A 26,542-nucleotide genomic window follows, 5' to 3' on the forward strand; every position below is an offset into this window, starting at 1 on the left:
GCACAGCGGGCCATCGGCAGCCCCGCTGTGCCCGTTCGGCCGACCGGACAGGAACACGCCGAGGCCGGCGGCGCATCCTGTGACACCCGTCAGTCAGACTCAGGACGTGGTCGCCCCGCTCAAGCCATCCGACCTTGACACCGCCGAGCTTCGAAAGGCCCGTGGCGCCTTCTTCACCCCTGAGTTGGTCGCCCGCCACATCACTGACTGGGCCGTCCGCTCCCCGAGCGACCACATTCTCGAACCGTCCTGCGGCGAGGCTGCCTTCCTCATCGCTGCCGTTGAGTGCCTGCAGCAGGGCCGCCTCGGCGATGCCGCCGTCGACCTGGCGTGGCCGGCCGGCGTACTTGACGGCGTCGAGCTGCACGAGCCGTCGGCCGCCGCAGCACAGCGCCTGCTCGACCAGGCCGGCGTCAAGGCGCGAGTCCAAGTGGCGGACTTCTTCGCTGTCGAGCCGACTGGCTCCTACGACGCCGTGGTCGGCAACCCGCCGTACGTCCGCTACCAGGACTTTGCTGGCGAAGCGCGCGCCCAGTCGCGGGCTGCTGCCCTGCGGGCAGGCGTTCGCCTCACCGGCCTGGCCTCGTCCTGGGCTGCCTTCACCGTGCACTCGGCCCTGTTTCTCAAGCCGGGCGGCCGGCTCGGGCTGGTGCTGCCCGCCGAGCTCCTGTCCGTCAACTACGCCGCTGATGTCCGCCGTTTCCTGCTTGAGCGCTTCCGCGCGGTCGACCTCGTGCTGTTTCAAGAGCGCGTCTTCCCCGGCGTCCTGGAAGAGGTCGTGCTGTTACTCGCCGACGGCTACGGCCAGGGGCCGACCAACCACGCCAGCGTCTACCAGGTGCGCAACGCCGCCGACCTGGCGAGCGTCGAGGCCGGTCGCACGTGGCGACCGAGCCGTCCAGAGGACAAGTGGACGCCGTCGCTGCTGTCCGCCGGGGCGCTCACGGCCTACGACAGTCTGCTGGCCGGCCCAGACTTCACCGAGCTGGAGACCTGGGGCGACACCACGCTTGGCATGGTCACCGGCAACAACAAGTACTTCGCGATGAGCCCGGCCCGGGCAGCCGAGCTGGGACTCAGGCGCTCGGACCTGCTCGTCCTGTCGCCACCGGGAAGCCGGCACTTACGGGGACTGTCGTTGACACCGGCGGCTATCGGACAACTTGGCGCGGACGGACGTGCCAGCCTGCTGTTCCGCCCAGGCGGTGAGCCGTCGCCCGCTGCCTGGAGCTATATCGAGGCCGGTCAAAAGGCGGGCGTCGACCTGGCCTACAAGTGCCGGGTGCGCCGTCCGTGGTGGCGTGTGCCGCTGGTGAGACCAGCTGACCTGCTCCTGACCTACATGAACGCTGACACGCCGCGCCTGACTACCAACCAGGCGCGGGCCTACCACCTGAATTCAGTGCACGGGGTCTATCTCCGGCCGGTGCTGCATGACCTGGGGCGGCGCCTGCTGCCACTCGGGTCACTTAACGCCATGACGCTGGCCGGCGCCGAGACCGTCGGTCGCGCCTACGGCGGCGGCATGCTCAAGCTGGAGCCCAAGGAGGCCGACCGGCTGCCTGTGCCAGCACCCGAACTGCTGACCGCTGCGGCCGCTGACCTGTTGGCCATCCGGCCGCGCGCTGCCGCCGCGCTGCGCACCGGTCGGCTGCTCGATGCGGTCAGCCTCGTTGACGAGGTCCTGCTAACCGGACAGCTCGGCCTGCCCAGCAGGGACGTAGCTGCCCTTCGCGGAGCCTACGCCGAGCTGAGCGCCCGCCGGGTGGCGCGCGGCGCCGAAGCGAAGCACCACCCGTGAGCGAGACGACCCTCAAGGCCGAAGCCTGGACGCTGTTCGACCGCATCGTTGCACGCGCTGCCGGCAGCGACGGCCGGACGTACAGCATCCCGTGGCGCGCGGATGCGGACGGCGACGAGCCGGTTTACCAGCCCGACTACTCGGTGCTCGAGCAGCTGCTCGGCGTGCCGCTGCTGCTCGGAGCCGCCTCGCAGTCCGGCGTGCCGGCACTGGCGCTCGACGTCTGGACGGCTTACGAACTGCGGCGGGTCGGCTTCCAGCCTGACCTGGTGTGGCCGCGGGCCACCCCGCCGCGCATCCTGCCGTCGACACTGGTGGCGCTGCTCAAGGACGCCACCCGGCCGCAGCGCGAGGCGCTGGAGGGCATGCTGCGCTCCGGCAAGACGTACGGCAATGAGACCGGCGCCAGCGCCAACATCCTGGGCAAGAACTACGTCAAGCAGGTCGACGTCGTGATGTCCGCCTGGAACACCGGGCCGGAGATCATGATCTCGACGAAGCGCATGGACTCATCGTTCGGCAAGAACGCCGCCAACCGCGTCGAGGAGAGCTACGGCGACGCTAAGAACCTGCGCAGCCGGCATCCGCAGGCGGCGCTCGGATTCCTCTACAGCCTGCGCTCGACGGCGCTGATGCCGCAATCCGCCGACATCGCAGCCTGGATCATCGACCTGCTCGGCAAGCTCGGGCGTGAAGATGACGCCTACGACGCCGTCTGCCTGGTGATCCCTGACTGGCCCGACGGGCTACCGCCGCCGCCCGGCGAGGACGAGGACGACGAGGACCCGCTGGTGTCGGCCGGGGTGCAGCCCGGCCGCACAGACGACGCGGAGCCGCTGCCCCTGGCCCTGCCTGAGGACGAGCTCGACCGCCGGCTGCGCGACCTGCCGCAGGTGGGACTGCGGCGAGACGCCGTACCGACCAACCTCTCCCCCGAGGTCTTCTTCGCCACCATCGTCAACCGGGTGCTCGACGACAGTCCGATCAACTTTCACCGCCTGGCGCGGCAGCGCCGGGCAGAACCGGCCGACTAGGCATGGCGCGCAAACCGAAGAAGCCTCCGTTCGGGCTGTTCACCGAACTGCTTCAGCTGGTCGAAGCGGAGCGGCTGACCGACTTCTCGGCGGTCGAACAGCGCTTCGTCGCGGCGATGAGCGCCTTCGACAGCGAGCAGGCCAAGGGCAGCTGGACCAGCGGTGACAACCAGGGCAAGGGCCGCTTCTTCAACGAGCTGATCGCCGGCCTGTTACAGAACGCCACCGGATTGCCGATCATCCAGCGCGGCAAGCGGCCGGGCGTGCTCCTGCAGAACGTCGACGTCGACCTGTGCTACCCACCGACCGGCACCCCGCTGGTCATCGCCGAGACCAAGATGCTCGGGACGCCGCAACATCCGGGCAACGACCAGACCGCCCCGGTCACCGGCCGGCGGGCCAACGCCGACCTGCCGAAGCGGGTGCGCGAGATCGCCCTGAACGTCATCGACCTCAAGTTGGCCGCGCCGACTGGGCGGACTGCGCCGATAGGCGACATCTCGACGTGGATTCAACGCCAGCCCCCAGCGGTGTACGCGCTCTTTGGGCTGCGTATCCGTGACACGGGCGACCACGAGGCCGTCAAGGCCCAGGCCCAGATGCTCACCAACTCCTATGCCAACGGCGTGGGTCTCGTGCTGTACCGGCCCGTCGACGTAACGACGCCCGAGGGCCGAACCTCGTACGAGCTGCTACGGCCGCCCGGTGGAATGTCGATCGATGACGCGGTGCGCCGCATGGCACGAGAGATTCGCGCCGCCGCGGGCGCCTAATCTAGACCGACACGAGGAGCTCGCCGGGCAGTACGCCGACCAAGTCCCAAGAACCGACCTACTTGCTTGAGCTCCTCGACCCATAGGCGGTGCTATTCGCAGCCGGGCTCACACGCACGCCGTGGCGCCGCAGCAATCGGAGTGCAGGAGGAGGTTGAGGAGGTGGAGCGGGAGACGCTCGAGCTGGCGGACCTGCCGAGCCGCACGCCCCGCAGTGAGGCCTGGGTCCGTGCACTGCTCGAGCGGGGCGACGAGGGTTGGAGCTTGCGATACCTCAAGGCGCTGACGGGTACGCGCCCGACCACCTGGCCGGGCCGCTCCTGGACCTACGACCGAGCCACCTTCGTGGCCGATGTCATGCCGAGCAGTCAGCTGGTGACCGCGCTGACCGGGGCGGCGGGGGCCACCATCCGTCTCGGTGGCCATGACGCGACCATCCCAGCGCTACAAGCTCAGGTCCAAGCGCAGCATCGCCCCAGCCACGAGTTGCATGACCGGGAACGGTTACGGCATCCGTCCTTCGAGTACACATTATCTGCGGTTCAGCCGGTCGCCAATGATTACCGTCCGGGCTTTCTGGTCGGCACGGACGGACCGTCCTTCGTTGACCTAGAAGCCGCCTACCGGGCCTTCTTTCTCGGTCTGTATGACGCCCCGCGGCACGAATCCGTCCCCAGCGAGCTGGTAACCGTACGGGTTGCCGACATGCGCGCCTGGCTTGGTCCCGTCCATGTCAGCCCGACGATCCTGACGGCCTCAGTCCAAGGCAATGACGTGCACGGCGCGGTCCTGGAGCTCTTCAGCCCGACAGAGCGGCAGAACATCCACCTCGCAGGTAAGGAAGAGGAGACCGTCGAGGTTGCGCTGCCCCACGGCCTGCCGACTGCCAACGCCTGGCTGTGGCTCAAGCGCGACGGCGCCTGGCTGGACTACCGTCTACTGGCAGCACCAGGCATGACCGACGAGCAGCTTGCGGCGGCCGGCGTGGCCATCCAGCGTCCGGGCGTGGACGAGCTAGCGCGCATCGAAGCCCTCGTTTACGGCGGCGAGGGGCCGACCGTGGAGTTCAAGGGCACACTGCCGGATCAAAACGCCAGGACGCCTAACCCTTGGAAAACGGCTGCTGCCTTCGCCAACGGCTCCGGCGGTACGATCGTTTTCGGGCTCGACCGCGACGAAGCAACGGTCACCGGTCTTGAGGCCGCGGATATTCAGACGTCCCGCGATCGCCTCGGTCAGCTGATCCGCAGCCGGGTCATCCCGACGCCCGAGTTCGACATTGCGTCGTACACGGTCGAGGCCAAGCAGATTTTGGTGCTGACTGTTCAGCCGGGTGCAAGCCCGCCGTACGCCGTAATCGACAGCGACTCCCGCGACAGGCCGCGGTTCTACATCAGGCGCGGCGCCAGCACATATCATGCGCAGCCGAGCGACCTTGCAGAGGTATGCCGCCGAGCGGCCCAGTCCCCGTCATCCGTCAGCAGCAGACAGGGTATGCCCTTTCGGGTGTGATTGTCCGCACGAAGCCGACGGCAGTCGTTATGGTGACAAGCAAGCGGTGAGCCAAGTTCGGCCTACCGGTGAGGAGATACTGTCTTGGCACAGAAACTGCAGGTCGTCTTTGTTGATGACCTGACCGGCGAGGTTCTGCCGGATGGTCAGGGGCAGACCGTCAGCTTCGGGCTGGACGGCACGTCCTATGAACTCGACCTGAACAAGGACAACGCCGCCGCGCTGCGCCAGACCTTCAAGCGCTATGTCCGAGCCGGCCGACGGGCGGGCCGGTCGGCCGGCGGCACCACCCGCAGTAGCAGCGCCGGTCATAAGGACACGGCGGCCATCCGTACCTAGGCCCGTGAGCGCGGCCATGCGATACCTGAACGCGGCCGTGTCCCCAGCAGCGTGGTGCAGGCCTACAACGCCGCCCACTGAAGCGGGATCGCCCCGTTCCACGAGCCGGATCGTCGCCAGCCTCGGGCTGCATCTGTGAGGGCAGGGCCGCCCGTTGAACCGATGACATCAGCCGCCGACTCCTGCTCTACCCAGTGGTCCGTTGCGGGCCACGGTGACGCTCGCGGACCCAGCGCAGGGGCTACCTGCCAGCTTTGTCCTGCATCAGCTCCAGCGGGTCAACCTCGATGACCGCAGCGATGCGCTCGACGCTCCTGAGCGTCAGGTTGCGCTCGCCACGCTCCAGGCCACCCATGTAGGTGCGGTGGACGCCGACCAGGTCGGCGAAGGCCTCCTGCGATAGGCCGCGGACCTGGCGGTAGCGCCGCAAGTTCCGGCCGACGGCGCGCTGCAGGTCCCCTTCCATCTTGGTGGAGACGCTGACCGAGCTGCTACTTGTCGGTCTACAGACCTTTAAGTAGCATCGCGCCGGTCGCGACCCGACGGCCGGGAGGGGGTGGCCACCCATGAACGGTGGAGGCGGCTAGGTACCCGGGGACCCGCTAGGGACCCCTGACCGGAGCGCCGCGGTGGTCCTGCTTGGCGGCACGGCCGCCGCGGCAGCTCCTGTCCAGCCATCTCACGGCCGATCGCCCAAGATGTCGATGTCCGTCACATCTCTGTGGCTGCCGGCGAGCTGCTGGCTGCCAGTTGCGCAGCCTCTCCTGGCATGTGCCCGAGCAGCGCGTCTATACGGCGTCTTGATCTTCGCTCGCTCGGATGACCAGCACCGCCCCGGCCCCGGCCGGTGACGGTAAGTCAACCGCACCGTGAGCGCCTACCGGCTGTGGTATCGCATATTCGCTTAGTGAATAGGCACAGCTTCTATCCCTCAGCGTCCGCTAGCTGCTAGCTTTCAGCGGCGCCTGGGGCTTAGGGAGCTCAGGCTCGGTTGTTGATCAACAACATTGATGACGGGCCACGGGGGCAAACATGAGCCAACGAAGCGCTGCTTTGGCAACACGCGCACTTGTGTTCTTGACCGTCAGCCTGCTTATGGCCGCGTACCTCGTGAGTAGTGGCAGAGCGGCAGCGGCACCACCAGCTGGTAGCCCCTACTCAGTGCTTGAGCTACAGCCGCCGGCCGACGCGAGTTACGCACGGGAAGTCTCCCTCAGCGCGGACGGTCGTCTCGCTGCCTTGATGTATGGATACGCTGGCGGTTACCTCGTTGACGTGCGGTCAGGTGAGCAGTCACCGGTCAGGCTTGAGTCAACTCCAGACGAACCCAGCGCGTCAGTTCACGTCTCCGCCGACGGGCGTTTTATCGCCTTCTCGGCCCGCACTCCACAAGCTGACGGCTCAATGATACGAACGGCCTACCAGCGCGAGATCGCGTCAGGCGTCACGAAGACTATTTACACGTCCGTTGAGGGCATGTATGACTTCGGAAATAGCGTCCTCGATGTTGCGCAGAGCTCCGACGGACGTTACGTCTTTTACGACACCAGCTTCTATTCTGGCGACACCCCTACGACTTACCGCTGGCGCCACGATACAACAACCGATAGCGCGGATATTATCTCTCGGGACGAGAACGATGACCTCATCAGGTCTGGGGTCTATCATCTCTTTAGGGCCGTGAGCAGCAATGGCCGATACTTCGTTTTTGAGGGTTACTCCGATTCGGGGGCGACGTCAGACTCGTACGTTCGCGACTTGGACACCGGCATGTCGTTCGTGATCCCTGACCTGCGCGACGCGCGCGGGGATTGGTTCAACATCACCGATCAAGGCGAGGTCTACTATTACGGATTGGGTGGCCTGACCCGTTTTGATGTAGCGACGCAAGCGGTGACCGTGCTCACTGAGCCACTTACCGCCATATCGCCGAACGGTCGGTTCCGACTGGAACTTGCGTCTACGCGGTGCGAGGGTGGAGTGAGCTTCTCCGCCATATGGTCAGTGGTCGATTCAACTACGGGAGAACGCGTCGGCTTAGACTCGGAGGGGTGTCGGACGCCTCCCCTTTACTCGCACTCTGCGATCAGCGACACAGGAGCCGTCGTACGCACCCGAGGTAGTAGCGACGAATTGCCTCGGGTGACTCTCCTCTACAGCCGTGGCAACGTGGCTACCCCTCCGCCACCCCCGGCTGAACCATCGCTCACCGTGACACCGGAGTCCGGCACTGCCGGCACAACGTTCACGGCCCGCTATGAGTGCAGTTCCGTGCCAAGCCTGCGGGTCGAGGACAAAGACGGCCAACCAGCTAGCGCCGTTGAGGTGGGACTTCCAACGACCGGCAATGAGCTGTCCTACAGCCAGGGAATCACCGTCTCTGCTCCGGGGCAGTACGTCTTCGTTGTGAGTTGTGGCGGTGCCACGCTGCGTTCAACGTCCGTCTCAGTCACTGGAGCTTGCGGCGACGCCGCCCTGATCGGGGTACGGGGCTCGGGCGACAACGCGCAGGGAGATCGCCACCCTGGTCACCACGCCGTTGAGCTGGCGCGCCAGCTCCGTGACACCTGGGGCCTCAATCTCTACGACGGCGACGGCGTTACCGACGGCGTTACCGGCCTGCAATATGACGCCGTCTCGGTGACGAACCTGAACGTACGGCGCTACGGAGCCTCGGTCGCAGAGGGGCGTGACAACCTACTTAGGCAAGTTTCTGACATTCAGGGCGCCTGCGGCGTTGATCACCCCATCCTGCTGACGGGCTTCAGCCAGGGCGCGCACGTCATTCAGTCGGCGCTGGAGCGTTTGGATGACCAGGCTGCCAACAACAGCGCCTGGGAGTCCATCAAGGGGGTTGCCTTGCTTGCATCCCCGCGGTTTGACTCTGACGATCCGGCAGCGCGGGGCACCTTCGCCGTTACAAGCCTGCGTAACGGGATGGCCCGTCCCGCCGAGATCCGGACGCGCTTTCAGGACGTTACCCGAAGCTACTGCGCCAATCAGGACCCCGTCTGTGGCCGGACGCCCGGTCGGGGGTGGCTGTCAAGCCTCTTGACGGTGCCCGCTCACCTTGAGAGCTACAGCGCAGGTAGGGCAGGTGGAGCTTCCCTTCTCGAGGATGCCGCGGGCCTACTGGCGCACGGCGTGCTCCAGACCAAGGGAGAAGCAGTCACAGCCCGACCAGTTGGCGAGCTTACGGCCAACGGCTCGCCGAGGGTTCGCACTAGAATCCTCCTGTCTGCTGCGGCCATCTACGGACGCGGTGCTCCTTCCACGTCATTCGCCTGGGACTTCGATGGCAACCGCACAATCGACAGGACGACTGACGAGCCAGTTGTGCGGTACACCAACCCGAGCATGACGTCTTCACGGACTATCCGGGTCACGGTCACCTTTGCCGATGGCTCGCAGGAGGAACGATGCATCGCCGTCTCGACCCGAGGAACCCGCGCCTGCTGACCCGGATCGCTTGTTAAAGGACGAAGTCCGGTAGAGCCGCGATGCCAGTCGCGGTGGCCGTCAGGGCGAACCTTCGACGGCGCGCGCCTGGCTCCGTCCGCAGGCTGCTCAGGAAGGCCACTAGGAGAAGGATTATGATCAGGGCACGTAGCGGGAAGAGAATAAAGCCAATATAACTCTGCGGATAGGCTAAGCCGAGCCATATGTTGGCGACCGACAACAATAAGGCGATGCAGGCTAAGACGACGAGTACGTCGGCTATCGACGACTTGGGAGTGTTTGAGTTTGAGCGAGTCACTATTCTTTATAGTGCGCTTTTATCGCCCATGATGCAAGCATCGGGAACGGTGCGATTGGTCAGCGCTAGCCACGTAACGCCTGCCGGAGTTGTGTTGGCTTGAGCTGTTTGGCATAATGAGTACCAACATATGCGCAATCCGCTCCACCGGCTCTATCAGGCAAAGCTCGTCCTCCTGGCGGTCGTCTTCACGGTGGTCGGGCTGGCGCTGATGGTGCTGGCTGCTTGGAGCGCCGGGGAGCCTGGCTGGCAGTGGCTCGGCCGGCTGCCGGCCATGGAGCTCGGGTCGACGCTGTTCACGACCGGTCTGGTGGTCGTGGCCTTCACCTACGTCGACGGGCAGGACCGCGAAGCCCGGGATACCGAGCGCCTGGAGCGGGTCATCACGGCCAAAGCGCCGGCCATCCGCGACGCCGTCATCGACGGCTTCGCCTTCAAGCGGGAGGACCTGGCCCGGGTGGCCACGCCCGAGCGGCTGGACGAGATCGTGACCAACAGCCTGGCCTTGCGGCTCGGCGACGCGGCCTTCGCCCAGGACATCTACACCGACATCCGCGAGCAGGCCATCCGGGCCACGGAACGCTGGTATGACGCCCGCATCTCGATCTGGCTGTCGCCGGAGGCAGACCCACCGGCCGGCCGCTCACCGCTCTTCGTCACGACGGTCGCCTGGGAGTACACCGTCGTGCCGACGACACAGGTCCGGCGCTTTGCTTGCGTCGACGACCGGGCGGACTACCGGGAGCTGGCCCAAGACCCGACGACGAGCGTCTGGTACGTCAACCCGGTGCACGGCATCAAGCCGGGCAGCCGCGAGGCCTTCGAGCTCGTGCAGTTCGCCGTCGAGGGCACTGAGCTGCCGATCCGCCGCAGCGAGCGCTCGGACGGGCAGACCTACTCGGTCAACATCGGCCAGGAGGTCGTTGCGGAGGCCAAGCCGGTCACCATCGCCTACACCTACCGGACGGTCGTCCCGGTGCGCGGCCACCTGCTGCACCTTGACCTCGAGCAGCCGACCAAGGGCGTCGACATCGAGCTGGACTACTCGGACTGCGGCATCGACTACGTCAACGTCGTCGACTTCATCGCCAGCAGCGAGCGGACGCGGGTGTCACAAAGCCCCAAGACCGTGCCCGGGCAGCGGGTCAGCGTCGGCTTCGACGGCTGGGTGTTTCCGCGGTCGGGTGTGGCGTTCGTGTGGGTTCTCAGCAAGTAGCGGCTGCCAGGCTGCGGTCGTGATGCTCCACCTGCGACGACTCGCCTCTATAGGCGGCGCAGCGCGGCGACCGTGAGTTGCACGACGGTCAGTTCAGATGGATCGTAGTCGATCCCTTCCATTGGAGCTTCGAGCCAGCCGATATAGCCATCGAGGGCGTACCCGCAGCCACGGTCCGCGGCCGCTTCGTACAAGGCCTCTCCCTCCAGCGCCAGACGGTCCAAGGCAGCGAGACGGGCGGCGGGCGGATCTTGAAGCGGAAAGGTGGCCCTGATTACCGCTTTGGCCGCTTCCTCGCGGTAACTCCTCAGCGGCTCGGCGCGGCTCTCGTCAAGAGACGCCACAACTCCAGCGTGTGCGACGGCTGCGGCTGTAATGTCCACCCTCATGGCCGGGATGTAAGTCCAGAATAAGTCCGGCCTCAACCCACCCATGCTGGTTTGCTGGGCTTGGGCAATTAGCCGGGCCGCGCGGGCCCCCTGAGTATGTCGTTCAGTTTGCGTTCCACCCCTTTCTCGTTTCGCCATATGTCCTCCGCGACTCTTACCCACCCCTTACTTTCAAACTCGTAAATGCGATTGAAGACATCACGGTCTAGACGAGTTACCCTTTGACGCTCTTCAACGGATCGAGTTCTCCACTTTAGTGTATACCATTCATCGCGATTCATTGATCCCAACGATCGTCGACTATAGGCTGTCGTGTTCGGCGGAAGGTCCCTGTCCTGCCATGAAACTATCGCATCACCCGGGATTGTCACCTCCCACAACTTGAACTCGACGCTAGGCGCAATCGTCCCCCAATCGAAGGCAAATATGAAGGTGTCCGAGTCCTGCCGAAGATGCCCGCGCCAGCCGATCTCAAATTCTTCGTATGGCTGAACGTCCGGCTGGCTAATGAGCCCGTAGCTTTCCGGATTGCCGCCCGTAAAGTAGAGCGGCATGCCCCATTCGTCACCCATCCACTCGGCCCCTTTACGGTTCCCCTTCGGGAACCACGGACTGAATGAGTAGTTTTCTCTGACGTCTATAGGCATGTGGATCCTGGGAGTGAATGAGTCGCTTCCAGTGCGCCCAGCCCAAATCAAGTTTATGCCGTTCAGCTTTACACCGCCCGGTTTCCAACCTAGCTCGATCTCGATCGTGAAACGTTCGAGCACGGTGGGGCATTCCACCCCGTAGAAGTCGGTTGTCCCTGACTGTAACTCGTGGCGGTATAGCACAAAACGAATATCGAGCGACGCTTCGTACGCGTCGATGACCTGGCGAGAAATGGGTGCCATACCTCGCTCGATCCGGCTGAGCATGGTGTGGTCCACGCTAGCCCGTCTAGCGAGCTCGCGAAGGCCGAGCCCAGCTTGCTCGCGGTGGTACCGAAGTCGTATCCCGAGGTCCTTGCTAACCCGCGGGGGGCTCATCGGCGCCAACCCCGGACTCGCTGGGGACGCCCTGAACTCCCGGATCGACTGGTGTGCCAGGTGCATGCCATGTTCACCAGTCTGGCGCGCTGTCGCAGCTGAGACACCTGTGGTGGTGCACCGCTTCTCTCCGGACAACACCTGATGCCGTCCCCGAGGGGGAACCGTCAGTCGACTGGTGCGGGTTATGGGCGTCTTGGCCAACACGGACGGTCGGGCAGTTGGCTTGCTGCGAGCTCAGCACCTGGCCCGAGGCAGCGACTCGCCAACCGCCAGGGGCGCCGCTCCTGCCCCCGCGACCTTGCTAGGGCGGACCAACTCCACAGAGAAGAGAGCGCCTTGTCAAACATCGAGAGCCGGCGCAGCAGCGAGATCGTCGGCCTCCGCAACCTCCGTCCGGTCATGCTCACCACGGACTCCGGCGGGGAGCAAGGGCAAATTACGTGGGGGGATCGTCAGCTAGATCGGCAGCGGCAGTCTCACCACATCCTCACTCTCCGGCGTTTGGAGCGCAGTGCCATCGAGCTTGCCGCTGAGAAGGCTGTTGCCGCCTACGTGCAGCTGGCGGATGCCCACAGCCGTCGACAGGTTCTCAGCGAAGCAAAGTGGGAGCTGTACCGAGCCCATAAGGAGAGTCAGATCATCGCGGGCGACGACGCCGAACTGAAGGCGAAGTTCACGGTGCTCGACGACGACTACTTCATGCGCGTTCGCCTGGCCGGGATGGAGTGATCGCCATGCCCTCGGCGAATAGGAGCGAGCAGGTCATCGGTGAGACCACGGAAGGCGGGATCACGCCTTCCGGGAGCGACGTAGGGCGATGTCCCGTCTGCGATCGTCCCTTGCTTGAGCTGGATGGCGACCGCCACCTCTGCTTCTTCTTCCACGAATGACAGGAACTGAAGCATGAGCAAGGGACCGCGGTCCTGGGCCGCCAGCATCACGAGCTTCACGTTCGTGGTGCTGGCGGCCGCCTTCGCCCTCAATGTCGCGGCCGAGCTGTTGCGCGAAGCCCTCCCCGTACTCGTTCCTGTGGGCGTCACCGTCCTCGTCGGCATTGGGCTCTGGCGCTGGCAGCATCCCCGCGGCTGGTGATCAGACTATTCGCCCATACCAGCGTACGCACCGTTCCATTCGGTGCCGCCGAATAGACAACAATGGTTGACCGTTGAGTCAACTCAACATATAACAAAAGGACGTGCATGTTGAGTTCACTCAACACTTAATGCGGCACGGTGGAAGGGGGATAGCAATGAGCAAGAGGCGTCGTCGACAGTCGAAAGGAGGGAAGAGCACCCGGCGTATTTCCGTCCGTTCCGTCCGTCGGGAACAGCCCGATCTGCACAAGCTGAGCCGCGCCCTCATCCGGCTGGCCATGGAGCAGGCCGCCGCAGAGGCAGCCGCCAAGGCGCAGGCCGAGGGCGAAGACAAGACAACGCGCACCACGGAGGCGGCCGATGACTAGCCGGCACGTTCTCGTCTGGCGCCAGCTGCACTGGCAGCGCCCGCTCGACCTCGTGCGCAGCGCAGCGGTCCTCCGTCAGTGGGCGACCGACGCCCGCAGTCCGGTGGCAGTCCTCGAAGCCCGTGCCACCGCAGCGGGCGTGGCCTACTGCATCGGCGCAGCGCCCGAGGCCATCACCGGCCTGACCACGGCGCTCGGCGACCTCGCGGGCGCCAAGGCCACGACGCTCGGCCCGGAGGCCGCCCGCCTTCCCGTCGACGTGGTGGGCAGCCTGCGCCTGAACACCCGGCATCGGCCGCTGAAGACCGCCGAGCCCGAGACGACCGTCTACGCCGTCCTGGCGGCCCTCACCCGGGTCCGGGCTGACGAGGAACTGGTGCTGCAACTTGTCCTCGGGCCGCGGCGTATCCCCTTGGCGGTGCCGACCAACAGCCCGTCCGCGCTGACGGCGCCCTGGTACGTCACCGCCTGGCACGGCACCGGCAACACGCTCGACGGCGAGAAGCGCACGGCCCTGCGCACCAAGGTCGCGGACCACGGCTTCGCCTGCACCCTGCGCCTCGGGGCGCGGGCGGCAACGGCGGAGGTCCGTCGTGCCCGGCTGCTCGGGCTGCTGGCGGCGCTGCGCACGGTTGAGGCGCCGGGCGTCCAGCTCCGCCTCGCCCCTGAACGTCCTGACCGGCTGAACGCCGCCCGGACGCCCTGGCGCTGGCCCCTGAGGTTGAGCGTGCCAGAGCTGGTGCCTCTCACCGCCTGGCCGCTCGGCGCCGACTACCTGCCGGGCCAGCCAGCCGCCCATCCCCGACTGCTGCCGCCGACGCCGGGCACCGTGGGCCGCAAGCGCGTCCTGGCCACGGTGACGGCGTCCGGACACCGGGGCACGCTGGCGCTCGGCATCCCGGCAGCTCTCCAGCACCTGCACGTCGTCGGCCCAACCGGCACCGGCAAGTCGACCTTGTTGGCCAACTTCATCCGCCAGGACATCGCCGACGGCCGGGCGGTCGTGGTGGTGGAGCCCAAGGGCGACCTAGTGGCCGATGTCCTGGCCCGCGTGCCGTCGGCACGCTGGGACGACGTCGTCGTACTGGATGCGCAGGACCCGGTACCGGTCGGTCTGAATCCACTCGCCCGGCACGGCCGCCGGCCGGAGCTCGTCGCCGACACCGTCCTGTCGATCTTCAAGCAGCTCTACGGCAAGAACGTCGGGCCGCGTAGCCAGGACATCCTCTACGCCAGCCTGCTGACGCTCGTCCGCCGCGACGACGCCAGCCTGGCCATGCTGCCGCTCCTGCTAACCAATCCCGGCGTCCGCCGCCGGCTGACGGCCGGCATCCGTGACCCGCTGCTGCTCGAGCCGTTCTGGGCGACCTACGAGGCCTGGTCTGAGGCGGAGCGCCTGAACGCCGTCGCACCGGTCATGAACAAGCTGCGGCCGCTGCTCCGGCCCGGACTGCGCGGCGTGCTGGCTCAGCGACAACCCCGCTTCTCCCTGAAGCAGGTGCTGACTGAGCGCCGCATCCTGCTCGTGCCCTTGCAGCGCGGCGTAATCGGCGACGACGCCGCCAGGCTGCTCGGCTCGCTCGTCGTCGCCGAGCTCTGGCAGACGCTGCAGTCGCGGGCGGCCATCCCGGCTGAGCGGCGCCACCCGGTCATGGTGTACATCGACGAGGTCCAGGACTACCTGCACACCGGCACGCCGCTCGACGAGGTGCTGGCCCAGACGCGCGGCTACGGCGCCGGCTTCACCCTGGCGCACCAGTTCCTCAAGCAGCTGCCGGACACCATGCAGAGCGCCGTGCTGGCCAACGCCCGTTCCCGGGTAGCCTTCACCCTCAGCGAGGCTGACGCCCGCGTCATCGCCCGCGGCCATCCCGAGCTCAGCGCCGACGACCTGACGGCCCTCAGCGCCTACGCGATCTACGCCAGCCTGCACACCGGCCACGGCGTCAGCCCGTTCGTCTCCGGCAGGACGCTGCCGCTGCCCCCGCCGACCGCCGACCCGGCCGAGCTGCGGCGTCGCAGCCGGGAGCGCTGGGGCCGTCCGCTCGACGAGGTCGACGCCGGCCTGGCCGACCTGCTGCTGCCAGCTTCGACCGCACCTGCGGCACCGACTGGGCGCCGCCGGAGGCAGCCATGAGTCCGGCTGAGGGCTGGTCCGGTCGGTGGTCCGATCGCGTCGAGCCCGGGACGACGAACACCGAGGTCGGCGCCCGGTACCGCGGCGATACGGCGCCCGAAAGTCTGTCCTCCCGTATGCGCTCCGGAAGGGTTGTCCGGCGGCGGACGAGCGCCCGGCGGCTGCTCCGGCTGCAGAGCGATCTGAGCGACCGCGAGCGCGGTGTGCTGCTCAGCCTGGCCGCCTGCCGGCTGCTGACGACGGGCCAGCTGCAGCGCCTGCACTTCGCTGATCACGCCACCGAGGGCGCCGCCAGCCGCATCTGCCGCCGTGTCCTTGCCCGGCTGCAGCGGCTGGGCGTCATCGAGCACCTCGACCGCCGCATCGGCGGGGTGCGGGCCGGTTCGGCGTCCTACGTCTGGCGGGTCGGCCCGGTCGGCGAGCGCCTGCTCCGGCAGGACGAAGGGGCGCCCCGCGGCCGCCACAAGCAGCCCGGGCTGCGCTTCGTCGATCACGTGCTGGCCGTGGCCGAGTGCAGCGTGCAGCTGGTCGAGGCCGACCGCCGCGGCGACCTGGAGCTGCTCGCCACGGAGCACGAACCCGCCTGCTGGCGCGGCTTCCTCGGGGCCTACGGCGGCGCAGAGACGCTCAAGCCCGACCTGTACGCCGTGACGGCGACCACCGAGTACGAGGACAGCTGGTTCATTGAGGTCGACCGCAGCACCGAGAGCCTGCCGACGCTGCTCAAGAAGTGCGCCCAGTACGAGCGCTACCAGCGCACCGGCAGGGAGCAGGAGCAGCGCGGCGTCTTCCCGGCGGTGCTCTGGGTGGTACCAGACGACCGGCGGGCCGGGGTCCTCGTCGCGGCGATCCGCCGCCGCTACGGCACCGACCAAGAGCTGTTCCGCGTCACGACCGCGGCCAGCTTTGTGAGCGTCATCGTCGGCGCCGCCGACCCGCCGGGGTCAAGCAACTAACCGAAAGGAGGTGATATGAGCCATGAAGTACAACAACACGAACAGGAACTGGAGCAGCAACACATCGAGACGGCCTGGACCGTCTTCCAGCTGTGGTCCGGCAGCCGGGACGAGGGCTGCTTCCGCCGCAGCTTCCTCGGCCACTATCCCAGCCGCGACGCCTTTGGCCAGGAGCTGCTGGCTCGCCTCGGCGCCGACAGCCGCATCTATCGGCTGCCTGACTGGCTGCAGGCCTACATCCGCTTTGACGGTGAGGCCGTCGCCCGTGATTTCGAGCAGGCCGGCCACTTCTACGTCTATGACGCACCAGAGGACGGTGGCACGTTCGTGTTCGACCCGTACGAACAGCCGAACACCTAGCCCGTCGTGCATTTTGGCTGGCGCCGGAGCCTGTTGTGGAATGCACGTCGAAACGTTGACCTATCTCAACGCTAAGCGGACAATAATGGAAACAGGAGCACGCTATATGTCGGTCGATCAGATTCATAAACTTGCCCAATTACTGCGGACCACCCGTGAACAGGAAGGCCTGTCGGTCCGGGGGCTGGCCCAACGGGCCGGTGTCGACGCCGCCACCGTGCTGCACCTGGAGCAGGGTCGCATCGCCCAACCGAAGCCGGACAAGCTGCGCGCCGTCGGTCACGCGCTCGGCATCTCGACCGCCGACCTGTACGCCGCCGCCGGCTGGCTGCCATCGACCGAACTGCCGACTTTCCGGCCCTACCTGCGCAGCAAGTACCAGGAACTCCCGGACGAGGCCGTTGCCGAGATCGAGGCCGTCTTCGAGCGCCTGGCCCGCGACTACGGGCTGCACGGCCCCCAGGACGGCGAGGACGAGCTCCCCTAGCCGCCGCAGCAACTAACGAAAGGAGGAACGCCATGAACAACAGCAACCACCACGGAGGCCGCAGTGTCCTGGCGTCCCTCCGGGCCGTCATTCCTGTCCGGCCGCTGGACTTCCCCGAGGCCATGCAGATCGCCGAGCTGCAGGCCGCCCGGCTGCTCGAGCTGAGCGACAGCACCGAGGGACCAGTCGACAGCGCCGTCATCACCGAACTGCCCCGTATCCGCGTTCGCCGGGTGGAGCTGCCGACCTCCGGCATGAGCTTCTGGGACGGTCACAACTGGGTTATCGCCCTGAACAGCAGCGAGCCGACGACCCGGCAGCGCTTCACCTTGCTGCACGAGTACAAGCACATCATCGATCACGGCGCGACCGACCGGCTGTACACCGGCGTGGGCCGCCACTCCCCCGCACAGCAGGCCGAGCAGGCCGCCGACTACTTCGCCGGCTGCGCCCTGATGCCTAAGCGGCTGATGAAGCGGGCCTGGGGCCAGGGGCTGCAGCGGCCGGCCGCGCTGGCCCGGCACTTCGGGGTCTCCGAGCGCGCCATTGAGGTCCGCCTGGCTCAGCTCGGGCTGGTGGACCCTCGCTTGCGCTGCGCCCCGCCCTCGACGGTGCGCCCGACCCATCGTCCCCGACAGACCTACTTCCGCCTGCTGTCGCCGCACTGGGCGAGCCGCGGCCTGACACCGGTCATTGGAGGCGCGCCATGAGGTCGGCCGCCGCAGCCCCTGCCCGGCGCGCCGCAGATCCCGCTTTGGCGCGGCGCGTCTACTGCCGCGCTGCCGGCCGCGATCAGACAGGTCAACCGGACAGCGCCGCCAACCACTCCCTGCTCCTCACCGTGCCCGAGGCCTGTGCTGCCTTGCGCATCAGCCGCTGGAGCTTCTACCGCCTGGTCCAGCAGCGCCGTCTCCGCACCGTCCGCATCGGCAACCGGCGGCTGGTGCCGGCCGCGGCCCTGGCTGAGCTCATCGCCGAGCTGAGCCAGCAGGAGGAGGCCTAGCCATGGCTGGCCGCGCCGTTAACGGCGAGGGCTCGGTCTACCGGCGCAAGGACGGCCGCTACGAGGCGGCAATCCACCTGCACACCGCCAGTGGCAGCCGCAAACGGGTCCGCGTCTACGGCAAGACGCGTGCCGAGGCCCGCGCCCAGCTGATCACCCTGGCCGCCCAGGGCGACCAGGGCATGCCAGTGCCGGACCGGACCTGGCGGCTCGGCGACTACCTCGACCACTGGCTGGCGACCGTGGTGCGGCCGAACTGCCGGCCGCGCACCTATGAGTCTTACGAGGCCATCATCCGGCTCCACCTCAAGCCGGCCCTCGGCCGCCAGCCGCTCGGCCGGCTCGGCGTCGCGGTGCTGCAGACCTTCTTCAACGACCAGGCTGCCGACGGCCAGTCGACGCGCCTGCTGGCCGCTACCCGCAGTGTGCTGCGCGCTTCCCTGACCCAGGCGCAGCGCGAGGAGCTCATCGTCCGGAACCCGGCGCGCCTGGTGAAGCTGCCGAGCTGGCGGCCGAAGGAGGTCCGGCCGTGGACGCCAGAAGAGGCCGGCCAGTTCTTGCGGGCCGCGACTGACGATCCGCTCTATCCGGCCTTTGTTCTGCTACTGCTCTACGGCCTGCGCCGCGGCGAGGTCGTCGGCCTGCGCTGGCAGGACGTCGACGCCGCGCATGCCACCTTGCACGTCCGGCAGCAGATCCAGCGTCTCGACGGCCAGCTCCAGCAGGTGCCAGTCAAGACCGAGGCCGGCAAGCGCGACCTGCCCCTCTTGCCGCTGGCTGAGCGGGTCATTGGCCAGCAGGCCGCCGGGCTGACGGCCGCGCCCGCTCCGGACGCGCTCGTCTTCACCACTCGGTTCGGCCAGCCCATCGAGCCGCATAACCTGGCCCGATCGTTCCAGCGCATCCGCGAGGCCGCCGGCCTGCCGCGCATCCGGCTGCACGACCTGCGACACACAACCGCCACCCTCCTCAAGCGGCTCGGCGTGCCGGTCCGCGACGCCCAGCTGGTGCTGGGGCACGCCAGTCCGCTGACGACCCAGCAGATCTACCAGCACGCCAGTCCCGAGGACCAACGGACCGCTCTCAGCGGCGTTGAGCGACTGCTGACGGCAGTCTTCGATGGCAGCCGTTGCCGTCAATTGCTGCCGTCAAGTCACTCTCTTGTTGCATCAAATACTACGTTTCAATCTGGAGGGCCCAGTGGGGCTCGAACCCACGACACCCTGCTTAAAAGGTCCCGCCAGCCCCTCAATGACGACCCGCTAACAGAGGCGCTGGAGCTCGTCCGTGTTTGTACGCGGCAGCGCTTGGTCGGCCACGTTGCCGTCAGGACTGCCGTCAGTTTCACTCCCCGACCACGACAGCTGGTCACGAGTGCCCGCTACTGGCTCGGACTACTAAACTCCCCGTCCGGCGATAGGTCATGAGCACGGGAGCGGCCGGGAGACCACGGGCCTCGACAACATCGGACGTCATGGCCTACGCCGCCCAGCTGGCTGCCGCCGCTCCTCCACTGACGACCCAGCAGCTTGATGCGCTGGAACAGATCGTCCGGTCAGTGGCAGCCACCCAGAAACTAGCGCCAGCCAAGCCGACCCGCTCCAGACGTAAGCAGCACCACCAGCTACCCCAAACGTACGACCAGGTCGATACCCAGCCGACGGGCGTGGTGGTCCATAGCCGCAAGGGCGAGCGGACTGAGCGGCTCCGGGGTGTCGAAGGATGCGGGGTCGCAGAGACGGGGTAGATCCGGGGGCTCTGTGAGGGCGCCGCTGTAGGCCGCGGGGGTGACGGCGAGCAGTACGCCGGTGAAACCGACCGAGAGCAAGCGGTAGTTGGCGCAGGTGCACTCAGCCGCCTCATAGGCACCTACCGTCACTGCAGTCACAACGTCATAGTGATCACCGCTCTCATCCTTTAACCTAGAATCCCCCTGCACTGCCAGACCGGTTCTCTCGACATGCCCGCCGGCAATGAGGGGTGAGTTGCATCGTTTTAAGGCTGAACGGAGTTTAGGTAACGAGCGGCATTCCTTGCTATCCTTTACAGTAGTGGGAGATTAGCTAAACAGGGGCGTTGCCATGTCACCATTAGAAGATCAAGTAATCGACCAGTTCGTGCAAGCGCTCGATTCGGTTGACGGGATGAGTTCAGATCTTGCTGCGGCTCTGCGAGCGGAGCTTGTCTCACCGAAGGGTCCGAACGCCGAGAAACTCGCCGACCTGATCCGCAACGCCTGCGAAGGACCGGTTGCATGATCCAAATTCTCGCATTGCACATCGAGGAGTTCCGCGGCATACGCAACCTTAAGACCACGCTCGATGGTAAGTCCTTTGCCATCCATGGCCCTAATGGGTCTGGCAAGAGCGGGGTCGTCGACGCCATCGGGTTCGCCTTCACGGGCACCATCGCCCGCTTGAGCGGTTCGGGAACCGCCGGCATCACCGTCCAAAAGCATGGACCACACGTCCACAAGCGCGACGATCCCGGCGCTGCAAAGGTAGCTCTGACCTTCCGGGACACGGCGAGCGGGCAAACGGGTGTCATCACCCGCACCGTTAAGAACCCGGCCAGCTTTTCACTACAGCCGGATACTGCCGAGTTGCGCCAAGCCCTTACCGTCGTGCAACAGCACCCTGAGCTGACCCTTTCCCGGCGAGAGATCATCAAGTTCATCCTGTCGGAGGCCGGCAAGCGTGCCGGTGAAGTTCAGGCACTGCTGCGGCTTGAGACGCTGGACGCCCAGCGCAAGGCGCTGAAGTCCGCGCTCGGCAAGGTGGCAGGAGACAAGTCGACGGCCCACAGCAACTTCACTAACGCCCAAGCAGCGGCCAGCCGCCACTTCGACCTACAGCGGCTGACCTCTGCAGAGGTCCTTGGCGTCGTCAACGGCTACCGCGCCGTGCTGGGGCTGACGGCCCTGGAGAACATTGCGCTTGGCACCGACCTGAAGGAAGGCTTAGACGACCGCGATGCCGAGGTGGCGCTCGACAAGCCATCGGCTGTGCGCGACGTCCAGGCACTGCAGGCCTGGCTGGCCGATCAATCCAACCTCAATGCCGCCCTCGCTGCGCTCACTAAGCCCCTGGCCACACTACAGGCGAACCCGGGCGTCCTGGACTCCCTAAAGCACCGGGCCTTCGTCGAGACTGGGTTAACCCTGGTCGAGACCGACAGCGTCTGTCCGCTTTGTGATGTGGAATGGGACTCTCCTGAACTGTTGCGGGCGCACCTGCAGGAGAAGGTGTCTTCGTCGCAGGAGGCAGCACGGCTGGAACAGCGCATTAAGCAGGCCACTGCCGAACTCCTCGACCTCTTGCGGGCTGGCCGTGGTGTCGTTCGAGCTGCTTCCAAGCTCGCGACCACGTGGGCAGAAGTTGCTACACAAGAAGCCATCCAGAGCTGGGAAGACAGGCTACTGGCGCTAGACAGTCAACTGGCGACAGTGCCCGGTGCGCTGGCGATCTACGAGCAACTGGAAGCTGATCCGTTCGCCGTTCCTGCCGGCCTGACAACGGCGCTGAGCAGCTTCGCCGCCGACCTGGCAGCCAAGCCCGACACCAGCGCCCAGGCGAAGGCCCGCAGCAGTCTGATCATCGCTGCTGAGCGCTGGTCCCAGCTCCGTCTAGCCCGGACTGGCTACGACGCCGCGGCCAAGGCACATGAGCTGGCTGACAACGTCTACCGGGCGTACTGCCGGGTCGCGGACGAGGCTTTGACCTCTCTTTACGACCAGGTTGAGACCCGCTTCAGCCAGTTCTACCAGCGTATCAACGCCGACGACGAGTCCGGCTTCAAGGCCGAGCTCGAGCCCAGCGCCGGCAAGCTCGACCTGCTAGTGGACTTCTATGGCCTGGGCATGTTTCCGCCCGGCGCCTACCACAGCGAGGGCCACCAGGATGGCATGGGAGTCTGTCTGTACCTTGCCCTTGTCGAGAAGCTGCTTGGTCCAGCCTTCCGCTTCGCCGTCCTCGATGACGTCGTCATGTCCGTTGACAGCAACCATCGTCGCCAGTTCTGTGAACTGCTGCGTGCCGAATTTCCGAACGTGCAGTTCGTCATCACGACGCACGATGAAATCTGGGCGAAGCAGATGCAATCCTCGCAGCTGATCAGCAAGAAATCACAACTTCGCTTCCACGGCTGGAGCGTCGACACAGGGCCCGCGTCGGAACAAGGCTCCGACTTTTGGGCCCGAATCGACCAGGATCTTGCTAAGGATGATGTTCCTGCCGCCGCTCACAAGCTGCGTCGCGGCTTGGAGGCCGAGCTGCCGGAACTGGCCGAAGAGCTGCGAGCACGGGTCACGTACCGGGGAGACGCCAAGTATGAACTAGGTGAGCTGCTCTCAGCCGTCAAAGGTCGACATAACGATTGGCTCAAGAAGGCAGCCAACTCGGCCGCGAGCTGGAATCTGCCTGACGCCAAGCAGCGCGTCGCCGACCTGAAGGACGCCCGCTCCAAGGCGCTGCTCGCACAGGACGGTGAGAACTGGGCCATTAATGCGCTGGTCCACTACAACGGGTGGGCCACCATGACCAAGCACGACTTCGCACCGGTCGTTCAAGCCTGTCGGGAGTTTTTGCAGCTGTTCCGGTGCGACAATGACGACTGCGAGTGCTGGATTACGGTTACCGGCATCCCGGGCAAGGAAGACGCCCTAAGGTGCCAGTGCGGTGAATATAATGTGAATCTCGTATCGAAGAGCAAATGAGCGCGCGGGCTGAGGCGACTCAGCCGGAAGGTGTGACCCGACGAACGGTTGGGTTCTCACGGAGGTAGTAGGCGTTGCCTTCCCGCACCATGCGGCCGGATGCCTCTACGAGCCGCCGGGCCTCGTGGGCCTGCACCGCCTCAACGTATGCCGATCCGGTCAGTGGCACACGGACCTGACGTTCTTCGCCGGTGTCGGCATGGCCAGTCACAGTGATCGTGCCCTCCTCGGTGTCCTGGCCGCGCTCCAACCTGGTCACGTATCCCAGGACCGACGTACGCCGCGGTGCAGGTGGCAACGGCACAAGTCGTTCGCGCATCGCATGCAGGACGGGTGCCGCCGGCCGCTCGAAGACGATGTGTTCCACCTGCGGTGGTGGCGTCGGCTCGGCGAGCGCCCAGCTGAATGACAGATCCAGTGCCTGCAGCCCCGGTTGCTCGGTCATGGTGCCCAGCGCCTCGCAGAGTTGCGCATTGACGCCGTTTTGAACCGCCTCGTCGACATCCACGACAGCCGCGCCGGCCTGCTCCTTCATTGCCTGCATGGTTGCCCGTTGGGCGTAAGTCAAGCCAAGCGCTAGGCTGGTCATTACCTGCCGCTGGAAAGGCGCCAGCGTGCCTTTGACCAGTTCCGCATGCCCCGTCAGGGCGGTCGGCGAAGCCGCCGGTGCCGAGCCGACCGACGCCTGATCGGTTGCCCGGTCCTGGTCCAGACGGGTCAGGACCGTGATGACGAAGCTGCCGTGCTGGGTGTGCCCCATGCGCAGGTCATCGTCGACGAAGTGCCGCACCGCGTCAGGCAGTCGGCCACTGAAGGCCCGGCGGGGGTTGAGGGTCCAGCGGGCAGCGGCCGTGATCATGTCGACGGCGCCGTCTAGCAGCTGCTGGGCTTCACGGATCGGGATGCTGCCGTCGCTGGTGTACTGCGCGGCGCGGATGTACAGCACATCCGAGCGAGTGCTCAGGATGTGGGTGTACAGCTCCTGATCGTCCCAGTCATACAGGCGCTCGAGGCGACGCAAGGCCCGGACGAAGACCTCCCGGTAGTCCTCGTAGGTCGGATCCTTAGGCAGGAGCAGGACCGTTCGCGCCCTGCCTGGGTCGTCGGACGCCCAGTTCTGCCGGACGTCATCGTCGTGGACGAGCGACCATCCGCTTGAGTTGAGGTAGGCGGCAACCGCCGACGGAGTGATGCCGAGGTCGGCGAGCGGCTCCGTCACGGCGTACCCCCTTCCCCGATCCTGGCCATGATGCCCAGCAGTTGCTCAACGTTGAACGGCTGGGAGCGCGGGGCGTGGACGACCTTGCTGTCCTGGGTCTCAGGCAGAGCCTCTGCGCCCCGGAGACTCATCCAGTAGGCGGCGTGCGCGACGGTGAGGCGCTGGTCGTCCTGATCAACCCAGGTAGTGAAGTCGGACGGACAGGCCATGACGACGAGGATGCGCGGCACCAGGACCTTGACCGCCCGCAGGTGGTCGTACTTCTTGCGGTCGAGGGACCAGGCCAGGTAGTTCGGTCGAATCAGACTGGCCTGCGACGTGCACTTCAGCTGGAGGTCGACCTCCGGGTAGTCGTACAGGGTATGGGCCGGCTGCTCTTGCTTGATGGTCACGTCGATGCCCGAGTAGTCGACCCGCACCTCCTCCACCGTGCAGGCAGCAGCCGTGGCGACAGCTTGGACGTAGGCGAGACTGAGCTGCTCTTTCAGGGCGGTCTCGGGCAACGTCCCGTACGGTGCACCCGAGCTGTGGTGGGTTGGCAGTGCAGCCATCTATGGCCGCCGCGTCGGCGCGCCAGCCATCAGGGTCGACCCCACGACCTCTACCTCCGTGGTCGGGTACGGGCAGCGTCCCCTCGGCACAGGCCAAGCCACCCTTGGGTCAGATGCTACTTGACCCAGATCTCCTCGACCTCCGGGTCGTCCAGCCACCGCTGCAGCGGCCCGAACCCGGCCACCCGGTCCAGCACGTCGCGGACCACCGACTCCGGGTCGGCGATCGGCGGCAGCGCCGAGGTCATCGACCGCTCGGAGTAGTCCGCGACCACGTCGCGCACCAGCAGCCGCACCGGACCGGGGTCGGTGAACGGGTCCAGCCCGCGCCGGCGGATCAGCTCGCGCACCTCGCCGTCGACGACCTCCAGTGCACTGGTCGCAGTCGGCACGGCACCCCCGTCGTCGAGCCAGGTCAGGACGACGAGGGACTGTAGGGGAACCGGACGGTCCGCGGGGCGCCGGGCACACGATCTGTGGACGACGCGTGCCGGGGCTCCACCCGGTCAGGTGTCACCCCCGCGCCCGGATCGGCCGACGGAGGAGAGCCGTCGGCGCGTTCTCCGCGACACGCGGGGGGACGATGAGCACCTGAGGACGTGGAGCCGTAGTCCCGACCTGGAGCCCTCGATCGAGCCGGCACACGTCAGGGAGACGGGACCACCGATGAGCACCCACGAGACCGACGACCAGACGTGGGCGCGGATCGAGATGGCCACCGCGCTGCCGGACCTCATCGAGCGGGCCGGGCGGACGGCGCTGGCCGTCGAGCGCGCACTGGCTCCCGCTCGCGAGGGCTCGCCCGTGCCGGCCTGCCGGCACGCGGCGGGCGCGGGCGGTGGCCTGCGGGGCGGCGTCAGGACGCTCGCCCTCTGCCTGCGCCACCCGGACCGGCTGCTGTGCGATCCCGGGGGGCCGGTCGGCCGTGGCTGCGCCCGCGAGCACGCGGACGAGGACCCACCCGGCTGCCTGGTCTGCGGGCAGTCGACGGAGGTGCCGGCCCTGACGCCGGTCTTCGCGGTCGTCCGGCTGCACGAGCCGCTGACCGTCCACACCGCGTCGGACGAGTGCTCCCGGTACACCGGCGAGCTGCGCACGCTGCCCGTGGCGCACCTCTGCCCGAGGCACGCGCCGCTGTTCCCGGAGCCGTGGGTCCTCGACTGGCCGATGCCGGCCGGGGAGCCAGCGGCGGAGGACGCCCCGCGACGCCAGCGCTCACCCTCGCGCCGGAGGCGTCGGCTCAGGCGCGGCGGACGGTGAGGTGCGGGGGCTGGGCCAGGGTCTGGGCGACCACGCAGTACCGCTCGGTCAGCTGGCCGAGCTTGGTGAGGGTGTCGTCGTCGGCGTCGGTGTCCAGCTCGGCGTCCAGGGCGATGGCGCCGAGCCCGACCGGGGCCTCCCGGGAGACGCCGAGGGTGCCGCGGGCGTCCATGTCGCCCCGCGCGGTGAGCCGCGCCGAGCGGATCTCGACCCCCATCGCGGTGGCCACGCTGCGCATGGTGACCCCGGCGCAGGCGAGCAGCGCCTGCAGCAGCATGTCCCCGGAGCAGGCGTCGCTGCCGTCGCCGCCGGTCGACGGGTGCAGGCCGGCGCGGGCCGGGCCACCCCAGGTCTGCACCGTGCAGGTGATGCCGGGCTCGGTGAAGGCGGCCTCGGCGTGCATGGTCACGCACGCGGACGCCGGGTCGTCGCGGTAGCCCTGCTTGATCGGTGCCTGCCGGTCCCTGAGCTGTGCGGCGTCCATCGCGGCCTCCGGTGTCGTCGGGGCCCCCATGCTCACGGCCGGGGACGGCTCCCGCCA

The 26,542-nt window shown here is 66.9% G+C and carries 26 protein-coding genes; 19 read left to right on the forward strand and 7 right to left on the reverse strand.

What is annotated here, in order from left to right:
- The first annotated feature begins 106 nt into the window (after positions 1 to 106).
- The 5 genes from BLR12_RS00130 to BLR12_RS00150 all read left to right on the forward strand — a co-directional run bounded on the left by BLR12_RS00130 (position 107) and on the right by BLR12_RS00150 (position 5,459).
- Positions 107 to 1,801: an Eco57I restriction-modification methylase domain-containing protein gene (locus BLR12_RS00130; RefSeq protein ID WP_091371832.1), complete on the forward strand. Its 1,695-nt coding sequence runs from the start codon at positions 107 to 109 to the stop codon at positions 1,799 to 1,801.
- The gene (locus tag BLR12_RS00135) at positions 1,798 to 2,835 is read left to right on the forward strand and encodes a hypothetical protein (RefSeq protein WP_091371835.1); all 1,038 of its coding nucleotides are present in this window, start codon (positions 1,798 to 1,800) and stop codon (positions 2,833 to 2,835) included. The genes BLR12_RS00130 and BLR12_RS00135 overlap by 4 nt, the downstream gene beginning before the upstream one ends.
- Before the next feature lie 2 nt (positions 2,836 to 2,837).
- Positions 2,838 to 3,608, forward strand: coding sequence for a hypothetical protein (locus BLR12_RS00140; protein WP_091371838.1), 771 nt, complete (start codon positions 2,838 to 2,840; stop codon positions 3,606 to 3,608).
- 162 nt (positions 3,609 to 3,770) lie between these two features.
- The gene (locus BLR12_RS00145; RefSeq protein ID WP_143018650.1) at positions 3,771 to 5,120 is read left to right on the forward strand and encodes an AlbA family DNA-binding domain-containing protein; all 1,350 of its coding nucleotides are present in this window, start codon (positions 3,771 to 3,773) and stop codon (positions 5,118 to 5,120) included.
- Positions 5,121 to 5,204: 84 nt separating this feature from the next.
- On the forward strand, positions 5,205 to 5,459 hold the full coding sequence (locus BLR12_RS00150) for a histone-like nucleoid-structuring protein Lsr2 (RefSeq protein WP_255363207.1): 255 nt from the start codon (positions 5,205 to 5,207) through the stop codon (positions 5,457 to 5,459).
- 241 nt (positions 5,460 to 5,700) lie between these two features.
- Here the strand turns inward: BLR12_RS00150 and BLR12_RS00155 are convergent, their stop codons facing one another.
- Positions 5,701 to 5,925 carry a helix-turn-helix domain-containing protein gene (locus BLR12_RS00155; protein WP_091371844.1) on the reverse strand — a complete coding sequence of 75 codons (225 nt, stop codon included), beginning with the start codon at positions 5,923 to 5,925 and terminating at the stop codon, positions 5,701 to 5,703.
- Positions 5,926 to 6,935: 1,010 nt separating this feature from the next.
- On the opposite strand from BLR12_RS00155, the gene BLR12_RS00160 reads away from it, so the two are divergent.
- Positions 6,936 to 8,918 (forward strand): cutinase family protein, encoded by a 1,983-nt coding sequence (locus tag BLR12_RS00160; protein ID WP_176832283.1) that lies wholly within the window; start codon positions 6,936 to 6,938, stop codon positions 8,916 to 8,918.
- 428 nt (positions 8,919 to 9,346) lie between these two features.
- Positions 9,347 to 10,432: a hypothetical protein gene (locus BLR12_RS00165; protein ID WP_091371851.1), complete on the forward strand. Its 1,086-nt coding sequence runs from the start codon at positions 9,347 to 9,349 to the stop codon at positions 10,430 to 10,432.
- Positions 10,433 to 10,479: 47 nt separating this feature from the next.
- Here the strand turns inward: BLR12_RS00165 and BLR12_RS00170 are convergent, their stop codons facing one another.
- Positions 10,480 to 10,776, reverse strand: coding sequence for a hypothetical protein (locus tag BLR12_RS00170; RefSeq protein ID WP_091371854.1), 297 nt, complete (start codon positions 10,774 to 10,776; stop codon positions 10,480 to 10,482).
- A gap of 113 nt (positions 10,777 to 10,889) precedes the next feature.
- Positions 10,890 to 11,915, reverse strand: a complete 1,026-nt coding sequence (locus BLR12_RS00175) for a helix-turn-helix domain-containing protein (RefSeq protein WP_091371857.1) — start codon at positions 11,913 to 11,915, stop codon at positions 10,890 to 10,892.
- Between the two features lie 273 nt (positions 11,916 to 12,188).
- On the opposite strand from BLR12_RS00175, the gene BLR12_RS00180 reads away from it, so the two are divergent.
- The 11 genes from BLR12_RS00180 (at position 12,189) to BLR12_RS00230 (ending at position 22,971) form a co-directional block, all read left to right on the forward strand.
- A complete protein-coding gene (locus tag BLR12_RS00180) occupies positions 12,189 to 12,581 on the forward strand; it encodes a hypothetical protein (protein WP_091371861.1) in 393 nt (130 codons plus the stop codon).
- A 174-nt stretch (positions 12,582 to 12,755) separates the two neighbouring features.
- Entirely contained in the window at positions 12,756 to 12,944 is a 189-nt protein-coding gene (locus tag BLR12_RS00185; RefSeq protein ID WP_091371865.1) for a hypothetical protein, read from the forward strand.
- Between the two features lie 157 nt (positions 12,945 to 13,101).
- Entirely contained in the window at positions 13,102 to 13,314 is a 213-nt protein-coding gene (locus BLR12_RS23810) for a hypothetical protein (protein WP_143018651.1), read from the forward strand.
- Positions 13,307 to 15,451 carry a type IV secretory system conjugative DNA transfer family protein gene (locus BLR12_RS00190; RefSeq protein WP_091371868.1) on the forward strand — a complete coding sequence of 715 codons (2,145 nt, stop codon included), beginning with the start codon at positions 13,307 to 13,309 and terminating at the stop codon, positions 15,449 to 15,451. The genes BLR12_RS23810 and BLR12_RS00190 overlap by 8 nt, the downstream gene beginning before the upstream one ends.
- A 203-nt stretch (positions 15,452 to 15,654) precedes the next feature.
- Positions 15,655 to 16,407 carry a replication-relaxation family protein gene (locus BLR12_RS00195; RefSeq protein ID WP_176832285.1) on the forward strand — a complete coding sequence of 251 codons (753 nt, stop codon included), beginning with the start codon at positions 15,655 to 15,657 and terminating at the stop codon, positions 16,405 to 16,407.
- Positions 16,408 to 16,422: 15 nt separating this feature from the next.
- Positions 16,423 to 16,767, forward strand: coding sequence for an antirestriction protein ArdA (locus BLR12_RS00200; RefSeq protein WP_091371873.1), 345 nt, complete (start codon positions 16,423 to 16,425; stop codon positions 16,765 to 16,767).
- Between the two features lie 106 nt (positions 16,768 to 16,873).
- Entirely contained in the window at positions 16,874 to 17,254 is a 381-nt protein-coding gene (locus tag BLR12_RS00205) for a helix-turn-helix domain-containing protein (protein WP_091371877.1), read from the forward strand.
- Between the two features lie 32 nt (positions 17,255 to 17,286).
- A complete protein-coding gene (locus tag BLR12_RS00210) occupies positions 17,287 to 17,964 on the forward strand; it encodes an ImmA/IrrE family metallo-endopeptidase (protein ID WP_091371880.1) in 678 nt (225 codons plus the stop codon).
- 131 nt (positions 17,965 to 18,095) lie between these two features.
- Positions 18,096 to 18,257 (forward strand): helix-turn-helix domain-containing protein, encoded by a 162-nt coding sequence (locus tag BLR12_RS24775; protein ID WP_218120483.1) that lies wholly within the window; start codon positions 18,096 to 18,098, stop codon positions 18,255 to 18,257.
- 2 nt (positions 18,258 to 18,259) lie between these two features.
- Positions 18,260 to 19,684 (forward strand): tyrosine-type recombinase/integrase, encoded by a 1,425-nt coding sequence (locus BLR12_RS00220; RefSeq protein WP_091371886.1) that lies wholly within the window; start codon positions 18,260 to 18,262, stop codon positions 19,682 to 19,684.
- A gap of 827 nt (positions 19,685 to 20,511) precedes the next feature.
- Entirely contained in the window at positions 20,512 to 22,971 is a 2,460-nt protein-coding gene (locus tag BLR12_RS00230) for an AAA family ATPase (RefSeq protein ID WP_091371892.1), read from the forward strand.
- A gap of 19 nt (positions 22,972 to 22,990) precedes the next feature.
- On the opposite strand, the gene BLR12_RS00235 is transcribed toward BLR12_RS00230, so the two are convergent.
- The 3 genes from BLR12_RS00235 to BLR12_RS00245 form a co-directional block, all read right to left on the reverse strand.
- Positions 22,991 to 24,190, reverse strand: coding sequence for a hypothetical protein (locus BLR12_RS00235; RefSeq protein ID WP_091371893.1), 1,200 nt, complete (start codon positions 24,188 to 24,190; stop codon positions 22,991 to 22,993).
- Complete coding sequence (locus tag BLR12_RS00240) at positions 24,187 to 24,693, reverse strand: DUF4365 domain-containing protein (protein WP_176832286.1); 507 nt, start codon at positions 24,691 to 24,693, stop codon at positions 24,187 to 24,189. The genes BLR12_RS00235 and BLR12_RS00240 overlap by 4 nt, the downstream gene beginning before the upstream one ends.
- A gap of 164 nt (positions 24,694 to 24,857) precedes the next feature.
- Positions 24,858 to 25,133, reverse strand: a complete 276-nt coding sequence (locus BLR12_RS00245) for a hypothetical protein (RefSeq protein ID WP_255363208.1) — start codon at positions 25,131 to 25,133, stop codon at positions 24,858 to 24,860.
- Between the two features lie 274 nt (positions 25,134 to 25,407).
- Here BLR12_RS00245 and BLR12_RS00250 point away from each other — a divergent pair, with 274 nt between their 5' ends.
- Positions 25,408 to 26,001, forward strand: coding sequence for a hypothetical protein (locus BLR12_RS00250; RefSeq protein WP_091371898.1), 594 nt, complete (start codon positions 25,408 to 25,410; stop codon positions 25,999 to 26,001).
- Here BLR12_RS00250 and BLR12_RS00255 read toward each other — a convergent pair.
- Positions 25,982 to 26,485, reverse strand: a complete 504-nt coding sequence (locus BLR12_RS00255) for an OsmC family protein (RefSeq protein ID WP_091371901.1) — start codon at positions 26,483 to 26,485, stop codon at positions 25,982 to 25,984. The two genes, BLR12_RS00250 and BLR12_RS00255, sit on opposite strands and share 20 nt — an antisense overlap.
- Positions 26,486 to 26,542: the final 57 nt, after the last annotated feature.

This window comes from Geodermatophilus sp. DSM 45219, from assembly GCF_900104025.1.
Lineage (GTDB): Bacteria > Actinomycetota > Actinomycetes > Mycobacteriales > Geodermatophilaceae > Geodermatophilus.

Bases quoted from the DNA above. Each gene is read 5' to 3' on its own strand.
- BLR12_RS00140 (WP_091371838.1), top strand. From the start codon at position 2,838: ATGGCGCGCAAACCGAAGAAGCCTCCGTTCGGGCTGTTCACCGAACTG.
- BLR12_RS00155 (WP_091371844.1), bottom strand. From the start codon at position 5,925: ATGGAAGGGGACCTGCAGCGCGCCGTCGGCCGGAACTTGCGGCGCTAC.
- BLR12_RS00160 (WP_176832283.1), top strand. From the start codon at position 6,936: ATGTATGACTTCGGAAATAGCGTCCTCGATGTTGCGCAGAGCTCCGAC.
- BLR12_RS00165 (WP_091371851.1), top strand. From the start codon at position 9,347: ATGCGCAATCCGCTCCACCGGCTCTATCAGGCAAAGCTCGTCCTCCTG.
- BLR12_RS00175 (WP_091371857.1), bottom strand. From the start codon at position 11,915: ATGCACCTGGCACACCAGTCGATCCGGGAGTTCAGGGCGTCCCCAGCG.
- BLR12_RS00185 (WP_091371865.1), top strand. From the start codon at position 12,756: ATGAGCAAGGGACCGCGGTCCTGGGCCGCCAGCATCACGAGCTTCACG.
- BLR12_RS23810 (WP_143018651.1), top strand. From the start codon at position 13,102: ATGAGCAAGAGGCGTCGTCGACAGTCGAAAGGAGGGAAGAGCACCCGG.
- BLR12_RS00190 (WP_091371868.1), top strand. From the start codon at position 13,307: ATGACTAGCCGGCACGTTCTCGTCTGGCGCCAGCTGCACTGGCAGCGC.
- BLR12_RS00200 (WP_091371873.1), top strand. From the start codon at position 16,423: ATGAGCCATGAAGTACAACAACACGAACAGGAACTGGAGCAGCAACAC.
- BLR12_RS00205 (WP_091371877.1), top strand. From the start codon at position 16,874: ATGTCGGTCGATCAGATTCATAAACTTGCCCAATTACTGCGGACCACC.
- BLR12_RS00210 (WP_091371880.1), top strand. From the start codon at position 17,287: ATGAACAACAGCAACCACCACGGAGGCCGCAGTGTCCTGGCGTCCCTC.
- BLR12_RS00220 (WP_091371886.1), top strand. From the start codon at position 18,260: ATGGCTGGCCGCGCCGTTAACGGCGAGGGCTCGGTCTACCGGCGCAAG.
- BLR12_RS00230 (WP_091371892.1), top strand. From the start codon at position 20,512: ATGATCCAAATTCTCGCATTGCACATCGAGGAGTTCCGCGGCATACGC.
- BLR12_RS00250 (WP_091371898.1), top strand. From the start codon at position 25,408: ATGAGCACCCACGAGACCGACGACCAGACGTGGGCGCGGATCGAGATG.
- BLR12_RS00255 (WP_091371901.1), bottom strand. From the start codon at position 26,485: ATGGACGCCGCACAGCTCAGGGACCGGCAGGCACCGATCAAGCAGGGC.